A 17,580-nucleotide genomic window follows, 5' to 3' on the forward strand; every position below is an offset into this window, starting at 1 on the left:
CTTATTTGCCTAACGGGCGCGGGCGGCCAATCAGATATCCCTGCAAACTGTGTACGCCAAGCTGCAATAGCAGATCGCGCTGCGCAGGCGTTTCAACAAACTCAGCCACGACGCTCAACGATTTCGCTTTCGCTAAATCAGTGATGGATTTCACGATCATCGCATCCAGGGAGTCCGTCAGAATATCTTTTACAAAACAACCGTCGATTTTAATGATGTCCGCCTTGAGGCGTTTTAGCCGTTCATAGTTTGCATAACCGGTGCCGAAATCATCAATGGCGATTTTTAGGCCAAACTTACGCAGCTGGTTGATATTGTGCATACTGATTTCGGAATGAGAGAAGGCCTGTTCTTCAGTAATTTCGATGATGACCGAAGCAGGCGGGACGCCATAGCGTTTAAAAAGCTGCATAATGCGCGACGCCGTCTCTTTTTGCAGCAGCGTCAGCGGCATCAAATTAACCGAAAAACGCGCCCCCTGCTCCGCCGAAGGATGCGCGGACAGCCATTGCAGGAGCGCTTCCATCACCTGCATATCAAACCGTACGCTCAGGTTAAACTGGGCGATAAGCGGAATGAACTGATTCGGCATCATGATACCGTCGTCGCACCGAAGCCGCGTCAGAATCTCGTCATACCCTTTTCCCTGCGCGTCGCGAATGGGTTGCGCATACAAAACCAGCGCGCCACGCTCCAGCGCCTGACGGATTTTCTGCAACCGCAGCACCCGTTCCGTCGTCTGCCCGGAAGCGGCTTCAATACTCTGGGTCAGTGCAAGCACCCGACGGTGCGAGCAGGATTGCTCCGCCAGCCAGCTTAACTGCCCCAACAGCGGTTGCAAGGTTTCCTGGCGACCATCGAATGTTCCCCACGATGCGCCGTATTCCATGTCCAGACCGGTATTGTTCCAGTAAATTTTGCGGTTATTAAGCACATTGAGCATATATTGCAGGCGGGCTTCCGTCTCCGGTCCTGTCAGCACCAGCAATAATTCACTGCCCGGCAGATGGAAAATTTTCTCCTTTTCCAGCAGCAGCGGCTGCAACACGCGAAACACCTCGCGTTCGCAATGCACGCGCATCTGCATACCGTAATGACGGCTCAGAAATTCCAGGTTTTCCATGCGTAGATAACACACGCTTTGCCCGGTATCCTGTAAAAGAAACTGTTCCAGCGCACGCAGGTTAGGCAGTTGCGTCAATGGATCGGTCAACGCCTGCGAGTGCCATTGTCGATTCAACCATTCGCTACGCTGATTAATCCGCGCCATGTACAACAAACAAATACTAAAAGAAATGAGAACTGAAAGGATAAATGCCAGCGAATATTCTGAGCCCACGCCCTGCAGAAAATTGCGGTTATAGCTAAGCAGGAATAGCGCAGTGAGAGCCCAACTAAAATTCAACAGCGGATAACTGATTTTCCCCACGCCGATGGTAAATCCAATGAACAGGACTGGCACCAGATAGCCAGCAATATACTTTGTCTCGAAAGGCGTACACAGCACCGCTAATAGCGTCGCCAGAGTGGCAAACCAGAGAAGCGTAAACAGGCGTTTTTCTTTGGCGAGATAAGGAGCGACATCCCTCCGCCAGAAAATACGAATATAGTGCGGGCTGACTATCATCCGCAGCGGATAATAGAAAAAGAGGGTAAAAATAAGCACGGCAGAAATCAGACTCAATAAATCAACAATCGAGAAAATAGCGGTGCCGGTGCCAAAGAAGGTAGAGATGGTCACCGGGAAAGCCAGGTAGTGCCCCGCCAGATGCATACTGATTTTTATGCCAAACGGCGTCATTAACCCTAACCAGAAAACGCGTAGCCAGATGCCTTGGTTGGGTATTCCGTAGCGCCAGCGCGCGCCCAGCTGCCAGCGTACGATAGCGCAAACCAGCAGCACGGGAAACGTCTGGCAAAATAGCAGCACCATCGCCTGTGGCAGAGGTAAATGAAAATTCCATTCATTAGTCAACATCATTCCGCCTACCATCGGCGCGACGCCACGGCGGCCAAATAAGAACAGCACGGCAAACATGACGCAGAGCGGTAGCCAGGCCAGAAAGATATAGCTGGAATCAATTGTGGCGCGGGGAGAAATGAGACGAGATAGCAGAATAGCCGGAACGGTCAGGCAGAAGGCCAGTAAAAATATTTTTATATTTTTTAATACGTTACACTTATCCGGCATTGCTTTAATGCTCACATCATTATATAAGGCGCATGAATAATAAGTATATTCGCATTATGAAGCAATCTAACAAAAGCTCATATTGACCGCAAAAGCAGCGGCAAACAAACGCACCTGAAGAGCAGATCAGACGCCATGAATTTTGTGACAAAAAGCAAAAACCCCCGCTTTTCAGCGAGGGTTTGAATGTTGGTGGAGCTAAGCGGGATCGAACCGCTGACCTCTTGCATGCCATGCAAGCGCTCTCCCAGCTGAGCTATAGCCCCATAACGTAAAGCTTGTCGAGTTGACGGGCGGCATCATATGAATTCCCTCGGCATGTGTCAACGGCAAAATGAACTTGCCGAATTCAATCGCTGAAAAAGCATTCAAATAAAGGACATTGCGGCACAACTCGCATTCAGTAGTTAAACACGTCACGGTTTCGACTAAAATGGTGCTATAAAATGAACCACTAATTAACCCCACGACTATTCAGGGAATCGTTATGTTCAAGGAACGGATGACGCCAGAAGAACTCGCTAATCTCACCGGTTACAGCCGACAAACCATCAATAAATGGGTACGGAAAGAAGGCTGGGCAACATCGCCCAAACCTGGCGTCCAGGGCGGTAAAGCCCGTCTGGTTCATGTAAACGAACAGGTTCGTGAATATATCCGCAGCGCTGAACGTTCAGTTGACCATCACGCAGACACATTCACGCCTGCCAGCAACGCATCGCTTGAAGCGCTGCTCATGACGCTCGCCAAAGAGATGACCTCATCCGAGCAGAAACAGTTTACCTCTCTCCTCGTGCGTGAAGGGATTACCGGTTTGTTACAACGCTTAGGGATACGCGATAGCAAATAATATGAAAAGATTACGCAGTAAAATGACCACTGAAGAGCTGGCTGAATGCCTCGGCGTGGCCAGACAAACCGTCAATCGCTGGATCAGAGAACAACACTGGAAAACCGAAAAATTTCCCGGCGTCAAAGGCGGACGCGCAAGACTCATCCATATTGATGCTAGCGTGCGGGAGTTTATTCTCAATATTCCGGCTTTTCGCAAACTGCCTGCGTTTTATCAGGCGGAAGAAGCTTTCGCAGAATATGCGAACGCGGCGCACAGTCATGCTTATCGACAAATTATTGATGCCGTTGAAAATATGTCTGCTCAGGAACAGGAAAAACTGGCGCTGTTTTTATCGCGGGAAGGTATTCGCGGATTTCTGACGCGTTTAGGTATCAATGAGGCGGACTAACAAATAATAAACGGCAGGCGTCTGCCCTGCCGTTTATTCTGTTTCAGCTGGCGTTACTGCTGGCTTTCACGCTCGGCGATAAAGCCCAGCGCTTTGTTGATGCGCTCAATGCTGCGGGTTTTACCAATCGCATGTACGGTGACATCCAGCGCAGGCGACTGCCCGGCACCGGTCACAGCCACACGCAGCGGCATCCCCACTTTACCCATCCCCACTTCCAGCTCATCCGCCGTGGCCTGAATCGCGTGGTGGACGTTTTCTGCTGACCAGTCCGTAATCGCCGACAGCTTGTCGCGCACCACTTCCAGCGGCTGACGCGCCACCGGGCGGAGGTGTTTTTTCGCCGCATCGGCGTCAAACTCGCTGAAGTCTTCATAGAAGTAGCGGCAGCTCTGCGACATCTCTTTCAGAGTTTTGCAGCGCTCGCCCAGCAACTTCACCAGTTCAGCAAGCTGCGGGCCGTTACGGGTGTCGATATTTTCCTGCTCGATATGCCACTGCAAATGCGTCGCCACATATTCCGGCGCCAGCGTATTGATATAGTGGTGGTTCAGCCACAGCAGTTTATCGGTGTTGAACGCGCTCGCAGACTTGCTCACCGCACCGAGGGAGAACAGTTTAATCATCTCTTCGCGGGTGAAGATTTCCTGATCGCCGCTGGACCAGCCCAGACGCACCAGATAGTTCAGCAACGCTTCCGGCAGATAACCGTCATCGCGATACTGCATCACGCTCACCGCACCGTGACGTTTAGACAGCTTTTTACCGTCGTCGCCGTTAATCATCGACACATGCGCGTACATCGGCACCGGCGCGTTTAACGCTTTCAAAATGTTAATCTGGCGCGGAGTATTGTTGATATGGTCTTCGCCACGAATCACATGGGTAATTTCCATATCCCAGTCGTCAACCACCACACAGAAGTTGTAGGTCGGGGAGCCGTCGGTACGACGAATGATCAGATCGTCCAGCTCCTGATTGCTGAATTCGATCGGGCCACGGATCTGATCATCAAAAATAACGGAACCGTCCTGCGGGTTGGCAAAGCGCACCACGCATGGTTCATCGTCGGCATGATGTTCGTGACTGTGACGGCAACGCCCGTCATAACGCGGCTTCTCGCCTTTCGCCATCTGATCTTCACGCAGTTGCTCCAGACGCTCTTTAGAGCAGTAGCATTTATAGGCTGTTCCCGCCTCCAGCATCTCGTCAATCACCGCGTTATAGCGATCAAAACGTTTGGTCTGGAAATAGGGGCCTTCGTCCCATTCCAGGTTCAGCCAGTTCATACCATCCATGATGGCTTCAATGGCTTCCGGCGTGGAACGCTCAAGATCGGTGTCTTCAATACGCAGCACGAACTCACCGCCGTGGTGACGTGCGAAAAGCCAGGAATAAAGAGCAGTACGCGCGCCGCCGACGTGCAGATAACCTGTCGGGCTAGGCGCGAAGCGAGTTTTGATTTTCATGAAATGGCCTTACGTTTATAAAGATGCCGACAACCGGCAAATCCTGGAAAGATGAATAGCCTTGTATTCTATCACTGTGGCTTGATTCCTCAATGTTGATCCGGTCAGAACACTGCGCTTTGCTATTTCCGTATAGAAATCATGCAGCGCGGGGTAATTCACGATCGTTTTGTTTAATTTTACGACGAACAAACAAAAACTTTAGAAAATGCGTTGACTCATTTTCAACTCTCCCTATAATGCGACTCCACACAGCGGGGGTGATTAGCTCAGCTGGGAGAGCACCTCCCTTACAAGGAGGGGGTCGGCGGTTCGATCCCGTCATCACCCACCAACTACTTTATGTAGTCTCCGCCGTGTAGATAAGAAATTGAGAAGTGGGTGATTAGCTCAGCTGGGAGAGCATCTCCCTTACAAGGAGGGGGTCGGCGGTTCGATCCCGTCATCACCCACCACTTTCTCGCCAGCTAAATTTCTTATTGTGAAGTGCCGAAGTGGGTGATTAGCTCAGCTGGGAGAGCACCTCCCTTACAAGGAGGGGGTCGGCGGTTCGATTCCGTCATCACCCACCACTTCGGGTCGTTAGCTCAGTTGGTAGAGCAGTTGACTTTTAATCAATTGGTCGCAGGTTCGAATCCTGCACGACCCACCAATGTAAAAAAGCGCCCTAAAGGCGCTTTTTTGCTATCTGCGATATGGAAGATTCGAACCTGCAGCAGGTTCGGGTCTTGCCTGATGCGCTGCGCTTATCAGGCCTACAGACGACACCGCCGCGTAGGCCGGGTAAGGCGAAGCCGCCACCCGGCATAAATACCGCAGCAACGCTACCGGCTCGCTTACCGCCTATAGCTGATACAGCGGATCTTTCGCCCTCGCGGCGGTTAATTCGCTGGCCTGAGTACGCACCACGTCCCACAACGCCTGCGCCGCCGTGGAGAGCGAACGGTTTTTTCGCCGCGCCAGCATGAGCTGCCTTTCAACTACGGGCGTCAGCCGTTTAACCTGTAAGTGGCTGCCCTGCGGGAGCGGTAACGCCAGCGCGGGCAGCACGCTGATGCCGATTCCCGCTTCCACCATTGGAAACAGCGTGGCCGGGTGACCAATCTCCTGCACGATATCCGCCTCAATAGCAAAATGGGCCAGCGCCGCATCAATCAGCGGTCGACTGCCGGAAGCATAATCCTGTAAGACCAGCGAGGCCTGTTTAAGATCCTGCCAGCTCACCCATTCCTGATGCGCCAGCGGATGATCCTGGCGACACAACAGTAAAAAAGGCTCTGATAAGATGGCTTCACACTGTAAATCCACCGCTGCGCCGGGATCGATAACGATGCCAAAATCCACTTCACCCTGGCGGATGCTCTCCAGCACCCACTGCTGCGGACGATCGTGCAATACAAAATCAATAGCGGGATAAAGTGAATTACTTTGGGCAATGCATTGCGGAATAAGATGCGCAGAAATGGTTTGGCTCGCGGCAACGCGCACAGTGCCGGTTAATTGTGTCCCTACTCTGCCTGCATCGCGCAGTATGCTGTTCAGTTCATCAAGCACCCGCTCCAGACGCGTCGCCAGTTGTTGCCCCGCCTCGGTCAGCACCACCTCACGCGTAGTGCGATCCAACAGTCTGACGCCGGTTTGCCGCTCCAGCTCTTTTACGCTATGACTGACCGCAGAGTGGCTCAGTCCAATCCTGTCCCCTGCCCGACTGAAACTTTTGGCCTGGGCGACGGTAATAAAAATACGCAGTTGACGCAGTGAATAGTTCATCGACTAGATTCATATATAGATGCAATAAATCAATTTTATTTCTCAAAGCGAAAAACGCAAAATAGCTGCACCGACTTTCAGGAGTTTTTATGAAACTTTTTCGTATCCTTGACCCTTTCACGCTGACACTTATCACCGTGGTACTACTGGCCTCTTTTTTCCCGGCGGAAGGCAGCTTTGTGCCTGTCGTTGAAGGCATTACGACAGCGGCCATCGCTCTGCTGTTTTTTATGCATGGCGCGAAGCTTTCACGTGAAGCGATCATCGCTGGCGGCAGCCACTGGCGGTTGCATCTGTGGGTCATGTGCAGCACTTTTGTGCTCTTTCCTGTCCTCGGCGTACTGTTTGCCTGGTGGGCGCCTGTCAATGTCGACCCTATGCTCTACAGCGGCTTTCTGTATCTGTGCATTTTGCCCGCCACCGTGCAGTCTGCGATTGCGTTTACTTCACTCGCGGGCGGTAACGTCGCGGCCGCGGTGTGCTCAGCGTCTGCGTCCAGTCTGCTGGGCATTTTCCTGTCGCCGCTGCTGGTCGGTCTGGTAATGAATATTCATGGCGCACAGGGCAGTCTGGAAGAGGTGGGCAAAATTATGCTGCAACTGCTGCTGCCTTTTGTGCTGGGACACCTGTCTCGCCCGTGGATCGGCAACTGGGTCGCGCGCAACAAAAAGTGGATCGCGAAAACGGATCAGACCTCTATTCTGCTGGTGGTCTACTCGGCGTTCAGCGAAGCGGTGGTCAATGGCATCTGGCACAAAGTCGGCTGGGGATCGCTGCTGTTTATCGTCGTGGTCAGTCTCATACTGTTGGCGATCGTCATCGCCATTAACGTCTTTGTCGCCCGTAAATGCGGCTTCAATAAAGCCGACGAAATCACTATTGTCTTCTGCGGTTCGAAAAAAAGCCTAGCCAACGGGATCCCGATGGCCAATATTCTGTTTCCGACGTCAGTGCTAGGTATGATGGTATTACCGCTGATGATCTTCCACCAGATCCAACTGATGGTCTGCGCAGGGCTGGCGCGGCGCTACAAACGCCAGACCGAGAAGTTACAGGCGCAGCAGGAAAGCCGCGCCGCGAAAGCTTAAAGCGGGCGTTTCAGGGGCTGCACCAGTTGCGTCAGCCCCTCGGTTTTAATCAGCAGCGTGATTTGCATCAACTCCCCCAGTTTACCCGCCGGAAATTGATCTTTACGGGCAAACCACAGCAAATACTCTTCCGGAGGGTCGATCAATCGACGTCCCTGATATTTGCCGAACGGCATCACGGTGTTGGCGATTTCAACCAGCTGCTCTTTTTCCATCTCAGGCACCCAGTAAGCGGATCATTTCCGCTTCATCAATGACATTGATGCCCAGTTCCTGCGCTTTGGCCAGTTTGGAACCCGCCGCTTCACCGGCAATCACCAGATCGGTTTTCTTCGATACGCTGCCTGCCACTTTCGCGCCCAGCGCCACTAAACGCGCTTTAGCGTCATCGCGGGACATCTGGCTCAGGCTACCGGTTAGTACCACGGTTTTACCGGCAAACGGGCTATCGATCTCTTGCACATTAATGACTACCGGCGCGGGCCAGTGAACCCCTTCCGCCAGTAGCTGCACAATCACATCACGATTGCTCTCTTCGGCAAAAAAGTTAAAGACGTGCGTAGCGACCACAATCCCCACGTCAGGTACTTTCTGCAACTCGTCAATGGTGGCGGCCTGTAGTGCCTCCAGCGTGCCGAAATAAGCCGCCAACCCCGCCGCCGTCGCTTCACCCACTTCACGGATGCCCAGCGCATAGAGAAAACGCGCAAAGGTCGTCGCTTTGGCTTTTTCCAGCGCGTTTACAACATTTTGCGCGGACTTTGGCCCCATTCGGTCCAGGCCGGTCAGTTTACCCGCCGTCAGACGGAACAGATCCGCTGGCGTATGGACATACTCCCTTTCCACCAGTTGGTCGATGATCTTATCGCCCATCCCGTCTACATCCATCGCCCGGCGCGACACAAAATGTTTCAGCGACTCTTTACGCTGCGCGCCGCAAATCAGCCCACCGGTACAACGGGTAACGGCTTCGCCTTCGACGCGCTCTACGTCCGATCCGCACACCGGACAGTGCGTTGGAAACACAATCGGACGCGTCTCTTCAGGGCGTTCGGACAGAACCACGTTGACCACCTGAGGGATCACATCGCCTGCCCGACGGATAACCACCTTATCGCCAATGCGCAAGCCAAGCCGCTCAATTTCATCGGCATTATGCAACGTGGCATTGCTGACCAGCACACCAGCCACCTGAACCGGTTCCAGACGCGCCACCGGCGTAATCGCCCCAGTGCGCCCAACCTGAAACTCAACATCGCGCACAAAAGTCATCTGCTCCTGAGCAGGGAATTTAAACGCCACCGCCCAGCGCGGCGCGCGGGCCACAAAGCCCAGCTGTTCCTGCAAAGCCAGCGAGTTGACCTTAATCACCACGCCGTCGATATCAAAACCGAGCGTGGGGCGATCTTTTTCGACGTTGTGATAAAAATCCAGTACCGCCTGGGGAGAATCGCACAGCGTCACGCGATCGCTGACCGGTAACCCCCACGCTTTAAATTGCAGCAAACGTCCCAGATGCGTATCCGGCAACTCGCCGCCTTCCAGAATACCGACGCCGTAGCAGAAAAATGTTAGCGGTCGCTTCGCCGTAATACGCGGATCGAGCTGACGCAGCGAGCCCGCCGCCGCGTTACGCGGGTTAGCAAACACTTTGCCGCCAGTGCGGCGCGCGTCTTCATTGATCTTTTCAAACCCGGCCTGCGGTAAAAATACCTCTCCGCGAACTTCAAGACGCGCCGGAATGTTATCGCCGTGCAGCTTTAACGGAATGGCGCGAATCGTGCGCACGTTTGAAGTGATATCTTCACCGGTGGTGCCGTCGCCACGCGTCGCTGCGCTCACCAGCACGCCGTTTTCATACAGAATGCTGACCGCCAGGCCATCCAGCTTTAGCTCGCAGCACCAGATGACATTTTCCGTGCTTTTTAGACGATCCTGCACTCGCTTGTTAAACGCCAGGAAGCTTTCTTCATCAAATACGTTATCGAGCGACAGCATCGGTACTTCATGGCGAATCTGGTTGAATGCCGTCAGCGGCGCCGCGCCAACGCGCTGCGTGGGCGAATCCGGCGTGATAAGGTCCGGACGTTGCGCCTCCAGCTCTCGCAGTTCCCGCATCAGGCGGTCATATTCGGCGTCGGGAATCTCTGGCGCATCCATCACATGATACAGATATTCATGATGGCGAAGCGTGGTTCGCAGTTCTGTCAGTTGTTGTTCGATTGGTTCCATATCACACCATCAATGATAAAAAACCCCCGACAGGCGGGGGTTACGTTAAAAATGTCACACCTGCGTTAACCTCAGGCGTTAGCGTCCATCACCTCGCGGATGCGGTCCTGATATTCGCGCAGTTTCTGCGGCGTCATCATCCGACGCTGGTCATCCAGCACGACGCCACCGACCTCATCAGCGATATGCTGCGCGGATTGCAGCATCAGCTTGAAATTCTGCAGCGCATCGCCGTAAGACGGTACCTGCATAAAGATAGTGACGCCAGGCGTAGTGAAGTCCGTCATTTCAGGATCGAACGTTCCCGGATTGACCATATTCGCGAGACTGAACAAGGCCGGGCCGCTGCCGTCCGGGCTCAAATGACGATGGAAAATATTCATATCGCCAAATTTAAAGCCTGACTGCTGAATACTGTTCAGTAACACTTCACCATTAAGCTCGCTGCCATGATGGGCCGCGACGTTCATAATGATGACCGCCTCTTTACGCTGCGGTTTTTCCACAACCGGCGCTTCTTCCACTACCGGTTCCGCCTCAACCACAGGTTCCGCAGGCTGGAAGGTTTGCGCTGATGGCGGCGGCGCGGGCTGCGCAACAGGCTGCGGCGCTTGCGACGGCGGTGCAGGCTGCTGTTGCGGCGGCTGTACCGGCGGCGCAGATGGCTGAACCTGCTGAGGCTGCGGCGCAGGTTGGACCGGTTGCTGAACCGGCTGTTGCATCGGCGCTTGCGGCTGCGGCGGCGCCGCTGGACGCGGTTGCGCAGACGCATAAGGCGGCTGGTACTGGTGTTGCGGCGACTGACGAGGGGCATCATGCTCCTGCGACTGGCCGGGGGCATGATTTACGCGGTGAACACGAACTTCACCCACGCCTTCGTCTTCTTCGACATCGTCGTCATACGAGTCGTCGTCGCGTTTCGATTTCATGCGTTTTAGTGGACGATCGCGGAACATAGAAGATCGTTCTTTACGGCTGGTCCAGAAACCATGTACCAGTAAAGCGATTATGGCGATCGCGCCAACAATGATTAATATCAGACGCAAATCCTGCATCATTATATTCTCTGTTGTTCTAACACCTTGCCACCACGGCAAACATTTACTCACTAAGAGTATTTGCCGATTACGTCAAGTGCAAGTGTACTGTTGGCTTTCGCAGCATAAAGATGAAGGAAAATGTGCTTTTTGCTGTTTTTTCGAACATTTCCGAACTATCCACCGTCTGATAACCGGGTAAGATATCCCACGTTTACCCAGGGCTTTAAGAAAAAGGAGTATGTCCTGAATATGGTTTCATCATCCACAACCGTACCACGTAGCGGCGTCTATTATTTCTCGCAAGGATGGAAGTTAGTCACCCTACCGGGAATCCGCCGCTTTGTTATTTTACCTTTGCTGGTCAACATTGTGCTGATGGGCGGCGCATTTTGGTGGCTGTTTACCCAGCTTGACGCCTGGATACCTTCGTTGATGAGTCATGTGCCGGACTGGCTGCAATGGCTGAGCTATCTGCTGTGGCCGATTGCGGTTATCTCTGTTCTGCTGGTCTTTGGCTATTTTTTCTCTACCCTCGCCAACTGGATCGCCGCGCCGTTTAACGGCCTTTTAGCCGAACAGCTTGAGGCGCGGTTAACCGGCGCCACGCCGCCAGATACCGGCATACTCGGCATCATGAAAGATGTACCGCGCATTATGAAACGTGAATGGCAAAAGCTGGCGTGGTATCTGCCGCGCGCTATTGTGCTGCTGGTTCTCTATTTTATTCCTGGCATTGGCCAAACCATCGCGCCGGTGCTGTGGTTTTTGTTCAGCGCCTGGATGCTGGCGATCCAGTATTGCGACTACCCGTTTGATAACCACAAAGTGCCGTTTAAAACGATGCGCGCCGCGTTGCGCACGCAGAAGGTGGCGAATATGCAATTTGGCGCGCTCACCAGCCTCTTTACGATGATTCCGGTGCTTAACCTTTTCATTATGCCTGTCGCCGTCTGTGGCGCGACGGCAATGTGGGTTGATTGCTGGCGTGCTAAGCACGCGTTATGGAAATAACGTAAAAATGTATAAATAAGAGATGGCTTAGAGCCTATCCCACCAGGCGTTATTGGCGCAGCCAGTTTGGACACGGACAGCGCGCAAAAACCGGAGCGTACACGTAGTACGTGAGGATTTTGAGCACTGCCCAGGTCCAAAATGGCAAGTAAAATAGCCCTAATGGGATAGGCTCTTATGCTGTCTCTTATTCCATACTGATAACCATTATTCCCCATCAGCATATAGATATGCGAAATCCTTACTTCCCCATATCTGGCTGGAAGGTATGCTGGGAAGGTATCCCAATTTCATACAGTTAAGGACAGGCCATGAGTAAGATTTATGAAGATAACTCGCTGACTATCGGTCATACGCCGCTGGTTCGACTGAACCGTATCGGTAATGGACGCATTCTGGCGAAGGTGGAGTCGCGCAACCCGAGCTTCAGCGTCAAGTGCCGTATCGGCGCCAATATGATTTGGGATGCCGAAAAGCGTGGCGTACTGAAACCTGGCGTGGAACTGGTGGAGCCGACCAGCGGCAACACCGGTATTGCGCTGGCGTATGTCGCCGCCGCGCGCGGTTACAAACTCACCCTGACCATGCCGGAAACCATGAGCATTGAACGCCGCAAGCTACTCAAAGCATTAGGCGCGAATTTGGTGCTGACCGAAGGGGCGAAAGGGATGAAAGGCGCTATTCAGAAAGCCGAAGAAATTGTCGCCAGCGATCCGCAAAAATATCTCCTGCTCCAGCAGTTCAGCAACCCTGCCAACCCGGAAATCCATGAAAAAACCACCGGCCCGGAAATCTGGGAAGACACCGATGGTCAGGTGGATGTGTTTATCTCCGGCGTCGGCACTGGCGGTACGTTAACCGGCGTCACGCGTTATATCAAAGGGACGAAGGGTAAAACCGATCTTATCACCGTTGCGGTAGAACCCACTGACTCCCCGGTTATCGCCCAGGCGCTGGCTGGTGAAGAGATCAAACCGGGCCCGCATAAAATTCAGGGCATCGGCGCAGGCTTCATCCCAGGCAACCTGGATCTGAAACTGATTGATAAAGTGGTGGGCATCACCAATGAAGAAGCCATTTCTACCGCGCGCCGTCTGATGGAAGAGGAAGGTATTCTGGCGGGAATTTCTTCCGGCGCCGCGGTTGCTGCAGCGCTTAAGCTGCAGGAAGATGAAAGCTTTACCAATAAGAATATTGTGGTTATCCTACCTTCATCAGGTGAGCGTTATCTGAGCACCGCGTTGTTCGCCGATCTCTTTACTGAGAAAGAACTGCAACAGTGATGCCAGCATGTTAAAAACGCGTAAAAAAGCACCTTTTTGGGTGCTTTTTTGTGGCCTGCTTCAAACTTTCACCTCACCTGGCATTGATTCACCCTGCCGGAACTGGTATTTAACCAGACTAATTATTTTGATGCGCGAAATTAATCGTTACAGGAAAAGCGTTAGCTGAATCGATTTTATGATTTGGTTCAACTCTTCCTTTCGCGGCATAATGTTTAATGACGAGCGAAACGTCAGCGGCCATAAGTTGCCAGCAACGGATTGCGTAGAACACCTTTTGTGTCGCGTCCCGTTTACGCCGGCGCTAACAATACAGGCTAAAGTTGAGCCGCCAGGCTAGACTTTAGTTCCACAACACTAAACCTATAAGTTGGGGAAATACAATGTTCCAGCAAGAAGTTACCATTACCGCTCCGAACGGTCTGCACACCCGCCCTGCTGCTCAGTTTGTTAAAGAAGCAAAAGGCTTCACTTCTGAGATTACTGTGACTTCCAACGGCAAAAGCGCCAGCGCGAAAAGCCTGTTTAAACTGCAGACTCTGGGCCTGACTCAAGGCACCGTCGTCACCATCTCCGCAGAAGGTGAAGATGAGCAGAAAGCGGTTGAACATCTGGTCAAACTGATGGCGGAACTCGAGTAAGTTTTTTTCCGGGTTCTTTTAAAAATCAGTCACAAGTAAGGTAGGGTTATGATTTCAGGCATTTTAGCATCCCCGGGTATCGCTTTCGGCAAAGCACTGCTGCTGAAAGAAGACGAAATCGTCATTGACCGGAAAAAAATTTCTGCCGACAAGGTTGATCAGGAAGTTGAACGTTTTCTGAGCGGTCGTGCCAAGGCATCTGCGCAACTGGAAGCGATCAAGACAAAAGCTGGTGAAACGTTCGGTGAAGAAAAAGAAGCCATCTTTGAAGGGCATATTATGCTGCTCGAAGATGAGGAGCTGGAGCAGGAAATCATAGCCCTGATTAAAGATAAGCACATGACGGCTGACGCAGCCGCACATGAAGTTATCGAAGGTCAGGCCACTGCCCTGGAAGAACTGGATGATGAATACCTGAAAGAGCGTGCGGCTGACGTACGTGATATCGGTAAGCGCCTGTTGCGCAACATCCTGGGTCTGGCCATTATCGATCTGAGCGCGATTCAGGAAGAAGTTATCCTGGTTGCCGCTGACCTGACGCCGTCAGAAACCGCGCAGCTGAACCTGCAGAAAGTGCTGGGCTTCATCACCGACGCGGGCGGACGCACGTCTCATACCTCCATCATGGCGCGTTCTCTGGAACTGCCAGCGATCGTAGGTACCGGTAGCGTCACCGCTCAGGTGAAAAACGGCGACTATCTGATTCTGGATGCCGTAAACAACCAGGTTTACGTCAACCCGACCAACGATGTTATTGAGCAACTGCGCGCCGTCCAGGAGCAGGTTGCGACCGAGAAAGCGGAACTCGCAAAACTGAAAGATCTGCCGGCAATCACGCTGGATGGACATCAGGTCGAAGTTTGCGCCAACATCGGTACCGTTCGCGACGTTGAAGGCGCTGAGCGTAACGGCGCGGAAGGCGTTGGTCTGTATCGTACTGAATTCCTGTTCATGGATCGCGACGCGCTGCCGACGGAAGAAGAGCAGTTTGCCGCCTATAAAGCGGTCGCTGAAGCGTGCGGCTCGCAGGCGGTTATCGTCCGTACCATGGACATTGGCGGCGACAAAGAGCTGCCGTACATGAACTTCCCGAAAGAAGAAAACCCGTTCCTGGGCTGGCGCGCCGTGCGTATCGCCATGGATCGCAAAGAGATCCTGCGTGACCAGGTTCGCGCGATTCTGCGTGCCTCCGCTTTCGGTAAATTGCGCATTATGTTCCCGATGATCATCTCTGTTGAAGAAGTTCGCGCGCTGCGCAAAGAGATTGAAATCTACAAACAGGAACTGCGTGACGAAGGTAAAGCATTTGACGAAAGCATTGAGATTGGCGTGATGGTGGAAACACCGGCTGCGGCGACAATTGCGCGTCATTTAGCCAAAGAAGTTGATTTCTTTAGTATCGGCACCAATGATTTAACGCAGTACACCCTGGCAGTTGACCGTGGTAATGATATGATTTCACACCTTTACCAGCCAATGTCACCGTCCGTACTGAACTTGATCAAGCAAGTTATTGATGCTTCTCATGCAGAAGGTAAATGGACTGGCATGTGTGGTGAGCTTGCAGGCGACGAACGTGCTACACTTCTGTTGCTGGGGATGGGTCTGGACGAATTCTCTATGAGCGCCATTTCTATCCCGCGCATTAAGAAGATTATCCGTAACACGAACTTCGAAGATGCGAAGGTGTTAGCAGAGCAGGCTCTTGCTCAACCGACAACGGACGAGTTAATGACGCTGGTTAACAAGTTCATTGAAGAAAAAACAATCTGCTAATCCACGAGATGCGGCCCAATTTACTGCTTAGGAGAAGATCATGGGTTTGTTCGATAAACTAAAATCTCTGGTTTCTGATGATAAGAAAGACACCGGAACTATTGAGATTGTTGCCCCGCTCTCTGGCGAGATCGTCAACATCGAAGACGTGCCGGATGTAGTTTTTGCTGAAAAAATCGTTGGTGATGGCATCGCTATCAAACCAACCGGTAACAAAATGGTCGCCCCTGTTGACGGTACCATCGGCAAAATCTTTGAAACCAACCATGCGTTCTCTATCGAATCCGATAGCGGCATTGAGCTGTTCGTTCACTTCGGTATCGACACCGTTGAGCTGAAAGGCGAAGGCTTCAAGCGTATTGCTGAAGAAGGTCAGCGCGTGAAAGTTGGCGATCCGGTCATCGAGTTCGATCTGCCGTTGCTGGAAGAAAAAGCCAAGTCTACCCTGACTCCGGTTGTTATCTCCAACATGGATGAAATCAAAGAACTGATCAAACTGTCCGGTAGCGTGACCGTGGGTGAAACTCCGGTTATCCGCATTAAGAAGTAATTCTTGCCGCAGTGAAGAATGGCGCCTTTGGGCGCCATTTTTTTGCCTGTAGGCCGGATAAGGCGCTTGCGCCGCCATCCGGCGATGGTGTGGCGCACTGCCTGATGGCGCTACGCTTATCAGGCCTACAAGGTTGCGAACATTTCAGCGCCAATCCACGGGTTACAACTGCGAGGTCACCGGGCGAAAGCACTTCTCGCGCATCAGGATCTTCATCCCATCCGGGCCACTCTCCAGCATCCTGCGTTCGGAATCGGACACTTGCAACTCGCACTGATAGCCGCCAGTGATGCCAAACATCGCCCGCGCTACGCAAATATCTTCCAGCGCGTCCAGCCCGCTCGTTTCAAAATGCCCCACGATACGTCCCTGCTGGCGAACCACCAGCCGATAACTCTTCATCGCGCCTCCCCTGCCGGCGGCAGAATTAACTCATCACAGCCACACTGCTGTGTCCAGGTCATCACCTCCAGCACACGCTGCGCCGCATCTTTTGCCGCGGTCGTCAGTTTTTTTCCCTGCACAATATCGCTGACCAGCTCGGCGCAGAAGAGATCTCCCGTCCCTTTTAACTCCGTCGCCACCCGCGGATGGGCAAAGACCTCTACGACCTGCGCAGTAACGACCGCAACCGTTATGGTCTCCAGAGACTCGCCCGGCGCGCTGGTGATAACCACCCATTTCAACGTATCGGAAAGCAGCGATTGCGCCGCCGCCACCGCCTCTTCCAGCGTGCGGCACGGTTTACCACTCAGCATCTCCAGCTCAAATACGTTCGGCGTTAGCCCCTGCGCCTGCGGCAGTAAATATGTGCGATAAGCCTGCGGAATTTCCGCCTGCACATACATTCCACTGTCGGTATCGCCAATGACCGGATCGACAAGAATACACACCTCCGGATGCGAAGCCCGGATCGCCATTAGCCACTTCGAAAGCAATACAATTTGGTCTGCGCTGCCCATGTAACCGGTGGTAATCGCTTTTAATTCACGTAGCGCATCGCGCTCATTCAACGCCGTAAGGTAGCCTGCAAACCACTCGGCGGGAATAATACCGCCATAAAACGTTTTATAGTGCGGCGTATTGCTGAACAGCACCGTCGGAACAGCCGTCACGCGTAATCCCTGCGCTTTAATGGCCGGAACAGCGATGCTGTTGCCTACGCTGCCGTACACGACCTGTGACTGGACGGCGACGATATCGGTCTGTAACGCCCGATGGTTGTCGTCGAAGAGCACTGACTGAATATCACTCTCTTGTCCCATAAAATTTTCCTCTCGCTGGA

General features: G+C 52.8%; 16 protein-coding genes and 5 tRNA genes. 12 read left to right on the top strand and 9 right to left on the bottom strand.

Annotated elements, in window-relative coordinates:
- Window position 1 precedes the first annotated feature (1 nt).
- Entirely contained in the window at window positions 2–2,191 is a 2,190-nt protein-coding gene (locus J4685_RS06455) for a sensor domain-containing phosphodiesterase (protein ID WP_001112934.1), read from the bottom strand.
- Window positions 2,192–2,381: 190 nt separating this feature from the next.
- Window positions 2,382–2,457 (bottom strand) — tRNA-Ala (locus J4685_RS06460).
- Window positions 2,458–2,678: 221 nt separating this feature from the next.
- On the opposite strand from J4685_RS06460, the gene J4685_RS06465 reads away from it, so the two are divergent.
- Window positions 2,679–3,041, top strand: coding sequence for a MerR family transcriptional regulator (locus tag J4685_RS06465; protein WP_000472034.1), 363 nt, complete (start codon window positions 2,679–2,681; stop codon window positions 3,039–3,041).
- Window position 3,042: 1 nt separating this feature from the next.
- On the top strand, window positions 3,043–3,435 hold the full coding sequence (locus J4685_RS06470; protein WP_000826514.1) for a MerR family transcriptional regulator: 393 nt from the start codon (window positions 3,043–3,045) through the stop codon (window positions 3,433–3,435).
- Window positions 3,436–3,488: 53 nt separating this feature from the next.
- Here the strand turns inward: J4685_RS06470 and gltX are convergent, their stop codons facing one another.
- The gene (gene gltX / locus J4685_RS06475; RefSeq protein ID WP_000695625.1) at window positions 3,489–4,904 is read right to left on the bottom strand and encodes a glutamate--tRNA ligase; all 1,416 of its coding nucleotides are present in this window, start codon (window positions 4,902–4,904) and stop codon (window positions 3,489–3,491) included.
- A gap of 258 nt (window positions 4,905–5,162) precedes the next feature.
- Here gltX and J4685_RS06480 point away from each other — a divergent pair.
- From J4685_RS06480 to J4685_RS06495, 4 genes are all read left to right on the top strand, one after another.
- Window positions 5,163–5,238 (top strand) — tRNA-Val (locus tag J4685_RS06480).
- A gap of 45 nt (window positions 5,239–5,283) precedes the next feature.
- Window positions 5,284–5,359 (top strand) — tRNA-Val (locus J4685_RS06485).
- A gap of 41 nt (window positions 5,360–5,400) precedes the next feature.
- Window positions 5,401–5,476, top strand: a tRNA-Val gene (locus J4685_RS06490).
- Between the two features lie 4 nt (window positions 5,477–5,480).
- Window positions 5,481–5,556, top strand: a tRNA-Lys gene (locus J4685_RS06495).
- Window positions 5,557–5,747: 191 nt separating this feature from the next.
- On the opposite strand, the gene J4685_RS06500 is transcribed toward J4685_RS06495, so the two are convergent.
- Entirely contained in the window at window positions 5,748–6,674 is a 927-nt protein-coding gene (locus J4685_RS06500) for a LysR family transcriptional regulator (RefSeq protein WP_001109823.1), read from the bottom strand.
- Window positions 6,675–6,763: 89 nt separating this feature from the next.
- Here J4685_RS06500 and J4685_RS06505 point away from each other — a divergent pair, with 89 nt between their 5' ends.
- Window positions 6,764–7,762 carry a bile acid:sodium symporter family protein gene (locus J4685_RS06505; RefSeq protein ID WP_000765580.1) on the top strand — a complete coding sequence of 333 codons (999 nt, stop codon included), beginning with the start codon at window positions 6,764–6,766 and terminating at the stop codon, window positions 7,760–7,762.
- Here J4685_RS06505 and J4685_RS06510 read toward each other — a convergent pair.
- From J4685_RS06510 to zipA, 3 genes are all read right to left on the bottom strand, one after another.
- Window positions 7,759–7,977 (bottom strand): DUF3820 family protein, encoded by a 219-nt coding sequence (locus tag J4685_RS06510; protein WP_016505185.1) that lies wholly within the window; start codon window positions 7,975–7,977, stop codon window positions 7,759–7,761. The two genes, J4685_RS06505 and J4685_RS06510, sit on opposite strands and share 4 nt — an antisense overlap.
- A gap of 1 nt (window position 7,978) precedes the next feature.
- Window positions 7,979–9,994 (bottom strand): NAD-dependent DNA ligase LigA, encoded by a 2,016-nt coding sequence (gene ligA / locus J4685_RS06515; RefSeq protein ID WP_000433272.1) that lies wholly within the window; start codon window positions 9,992–9,994, stop codon window positions 7,979–7,981.
- 71 nt (window positions 9,995–10,065) lie between these two features.
- Window positions 10,066–11,052 (bottom strand): cell division protein ZipA, encoded by a 987-nt coding sequence (zipA, locus tag J4685_RS06520; protein ID WP_000983126.1) that lies wholly within the window; start codon window positions 11,050–11,052, stop codon window positions 10,066–10,068.
- Between the two features lie 231 nt (window positions 11,053–11,283).
- Between zipA and cysZ the strand changes: the two genes are divergently transcribed.
- From cysZ to crr, 5 genes are all read left to right on the top strand, one after another.
- A complete protein-coding gene (gene cysZ, locus J4685_RS06525) occupies window positions 11,284–12,045 on the top strand; it encodes a sulfate transporter CysZ (protein WP_000255008.1) in 762 nt (253 codons plus the stop codon).
- A gap of 311 nt (window positions 12,046–12,356) precedes the next feature.
- Window positions 12,357–13,328, top strand: a complete 972-nt coding sequence (cysK, locus tag J4685_RS06530) for a cysteine synthase A (protein ID WP_000036904.1) — start codon at window positions 12,357–12,359, stop codon at window positions 13,326–13,328.
- A 383-nt stretch (window positions 13,329–13,711) separates the two neighbouring features.
- A complete protein-coding gene (ptsH, locus tag J4685_RS06535) occupies window positions 13,712–13,969 on the top strand; it encodes a phosphocarrier protein Hpr (RefSeq protein WP_000487600.1) in 258 nt (85 codons plus the stop codon).
- Window positions 13,970–14,017: 48 nt separating this feature from the next.
- On the top strand, window positions 14,018–15,745 hold the full coding sequence (ptsI, locus tag J4685_RS06540) for a phosphoenolpyruvate-protein phosphotransferase PtsI (RefSeq protein ID WP_000623114.1): 1,728 nt from the start codon (window positions 14,018–14,020) through the stop codon (window positions 15,743–15,745).
- Window positions 15,746–15,785: 40 nt separating this feature from the next.
- Window positions 15,786–16,295 (top strand): PTS glucose transporter subunit IIA, encoded by a 510-nt coding sequence (gene crr / locus J4685_RS06545; RefSeq protein ID WP_000522253.1) that lies wholly within the window; start codon window positions 15,786–15,788, stop codon window positions 16,293–16,295.
- 162 nt (window positions 16,296–16,457) lie between these two features.
- On the opposite strand, the gene J4685_RS06550 is transcribed toward crr, so the two are convergent.
- On the bottom strand, window positions 16,458–16,697 hold the full coding sequence (locus J4685_RS06550; protein ID WP_000844541.1) for a hypothetical protein: 240 nt from the start codon (window positions 16,695–16,697) through the stop codon (window positions 16,458–16,460).
- A complete protein-coding gene (gene pdxK / locus J4685_RS06555) occupies window positions 16,694–17,560 on the bottom strand; it encodes a pyridoxine/pyridoxal/pyridoxamine kinase (protein WP_000529622.1) in 867 nt (288 codons plus the stop codon). Before pdxK ends, J4685_RS06550 begins: the two co-directional genes overlap by 4 nt.
- Window positions 17,561–17,580 lie beyond the last annotated feature (20 nt).

The sequence above is a fragment of the Salmonella sp. 32100201201700099SM genome (assembly GCF_017572645.1).
In the GTDB taxonomy this organism is placed as follows: domain Bacteria; phylum Pseudomonadota; class Gammaproteobacteria; order Enterobacterales; family Enterobacteriaceae; genus Salmonella; species Salmonella enterica.

Coding starts and splice junctions, on each gene's coding strand:
- J4685_RS06455 (WP_001112934.1), bottom strand. CDS start 2,191: ATGCCGGATAAGTGTAACGTATTAAAAAATATAAAAATATTTTTACTG.
- J4685_RS06465 (WP_000472034.1), top strand. CDS start 2,679: ATGTTCAAGGAACGGATGACGCCAGAAGAACTCGCTAATCTCACCGGT.
- J4685_RS06470 (WP_000826514.1), top strand. CDS start 3,043: ATGAAAAGATTACGCAGTAAAATGACCACTGAAGAGCTGGCTGAATGC.
- gltX (WP_000695625.1), bottom strand. CDS start 4,904: ATGAAAATCAAAACTCGCTTCGCGCCTAGCCCGACAGGTTATCTGCAC.
- J4685_RS06500 (WP_001109823.1), bottom strand. CDS start 6,674: ATGAACTATTCACTGCGTCAACTGCGTATTTTTATTACCGTCGCCCAG.
- J4685_RS06505 (WP_000765580.1), top strand. CDS start 6,764: ATGAAACTTTTTCGTATCCTTGACCCTTTCACGCTGACACTTATCACC.
- J4685_RS06510 (WP_016505185.1), bottom strand. CDS start 7,977: ATGGAAAAAGAGCAGCTGGTTGAAATCGCCAACACCGTGATGCCGTTC.
- ligA (WP_000433272.1), bottom strand. CDS start 9,994: ATGGAACCAATCGAACAACAACTGACAGAACTGCGAACCACGCTTCGC.
- zipA (WP_000983126.1), bottom strand. CDS start 11,052: ATGATGCAGGATTTGCGTCTGATATTAATCATTGTTGGCGCGATCGCC.
- cysZ (WP_000255008.1), top strand. CDS start 11,284: ATGGTTTCATCATCCACAACCGTACCACGTAGCGGCGTCTATTATTTC.
- cysK (WP_000036904.1), top strand. CDS start 12,357: ATGAGTAAGATTTATGAAGATAACTCGCTGACTATCGGTCATACGCCG.
- ptsH (WP_000487600.1), top strand. CDS start 13,712: ATGTTCCAGCAAGAAGTTACCATTACCGCTCCGAACGGTCTGCACACC.
- ptsI (WP_000623114.1), top strand. CDS start 14,018: ATGATTTCAGGCATTTTAGCATCCCCGGGTATCGCTTTCGGCAAAGCA.
- crr (WP_000522253.1), top strand. CDS start 15,786: ATGGGTTTGTTCGATAAACTAAAATCTCTGGTTTCTGATGATAAGAAA.
- J4685_RS06550 (WP_000844541.1), bottom strand. CDS start 16,697: ATGAAGAGTTATCGGCTGGTGGTTCGCCAGCAGGGACGTATCGTGGGG.
- pdxK (WP_000529622.1), bottom strand. CDS start 17,560: ATGGGACAAGAGAGTGATATTCAGTCAGTGCTCTTCGACGACAACCAT.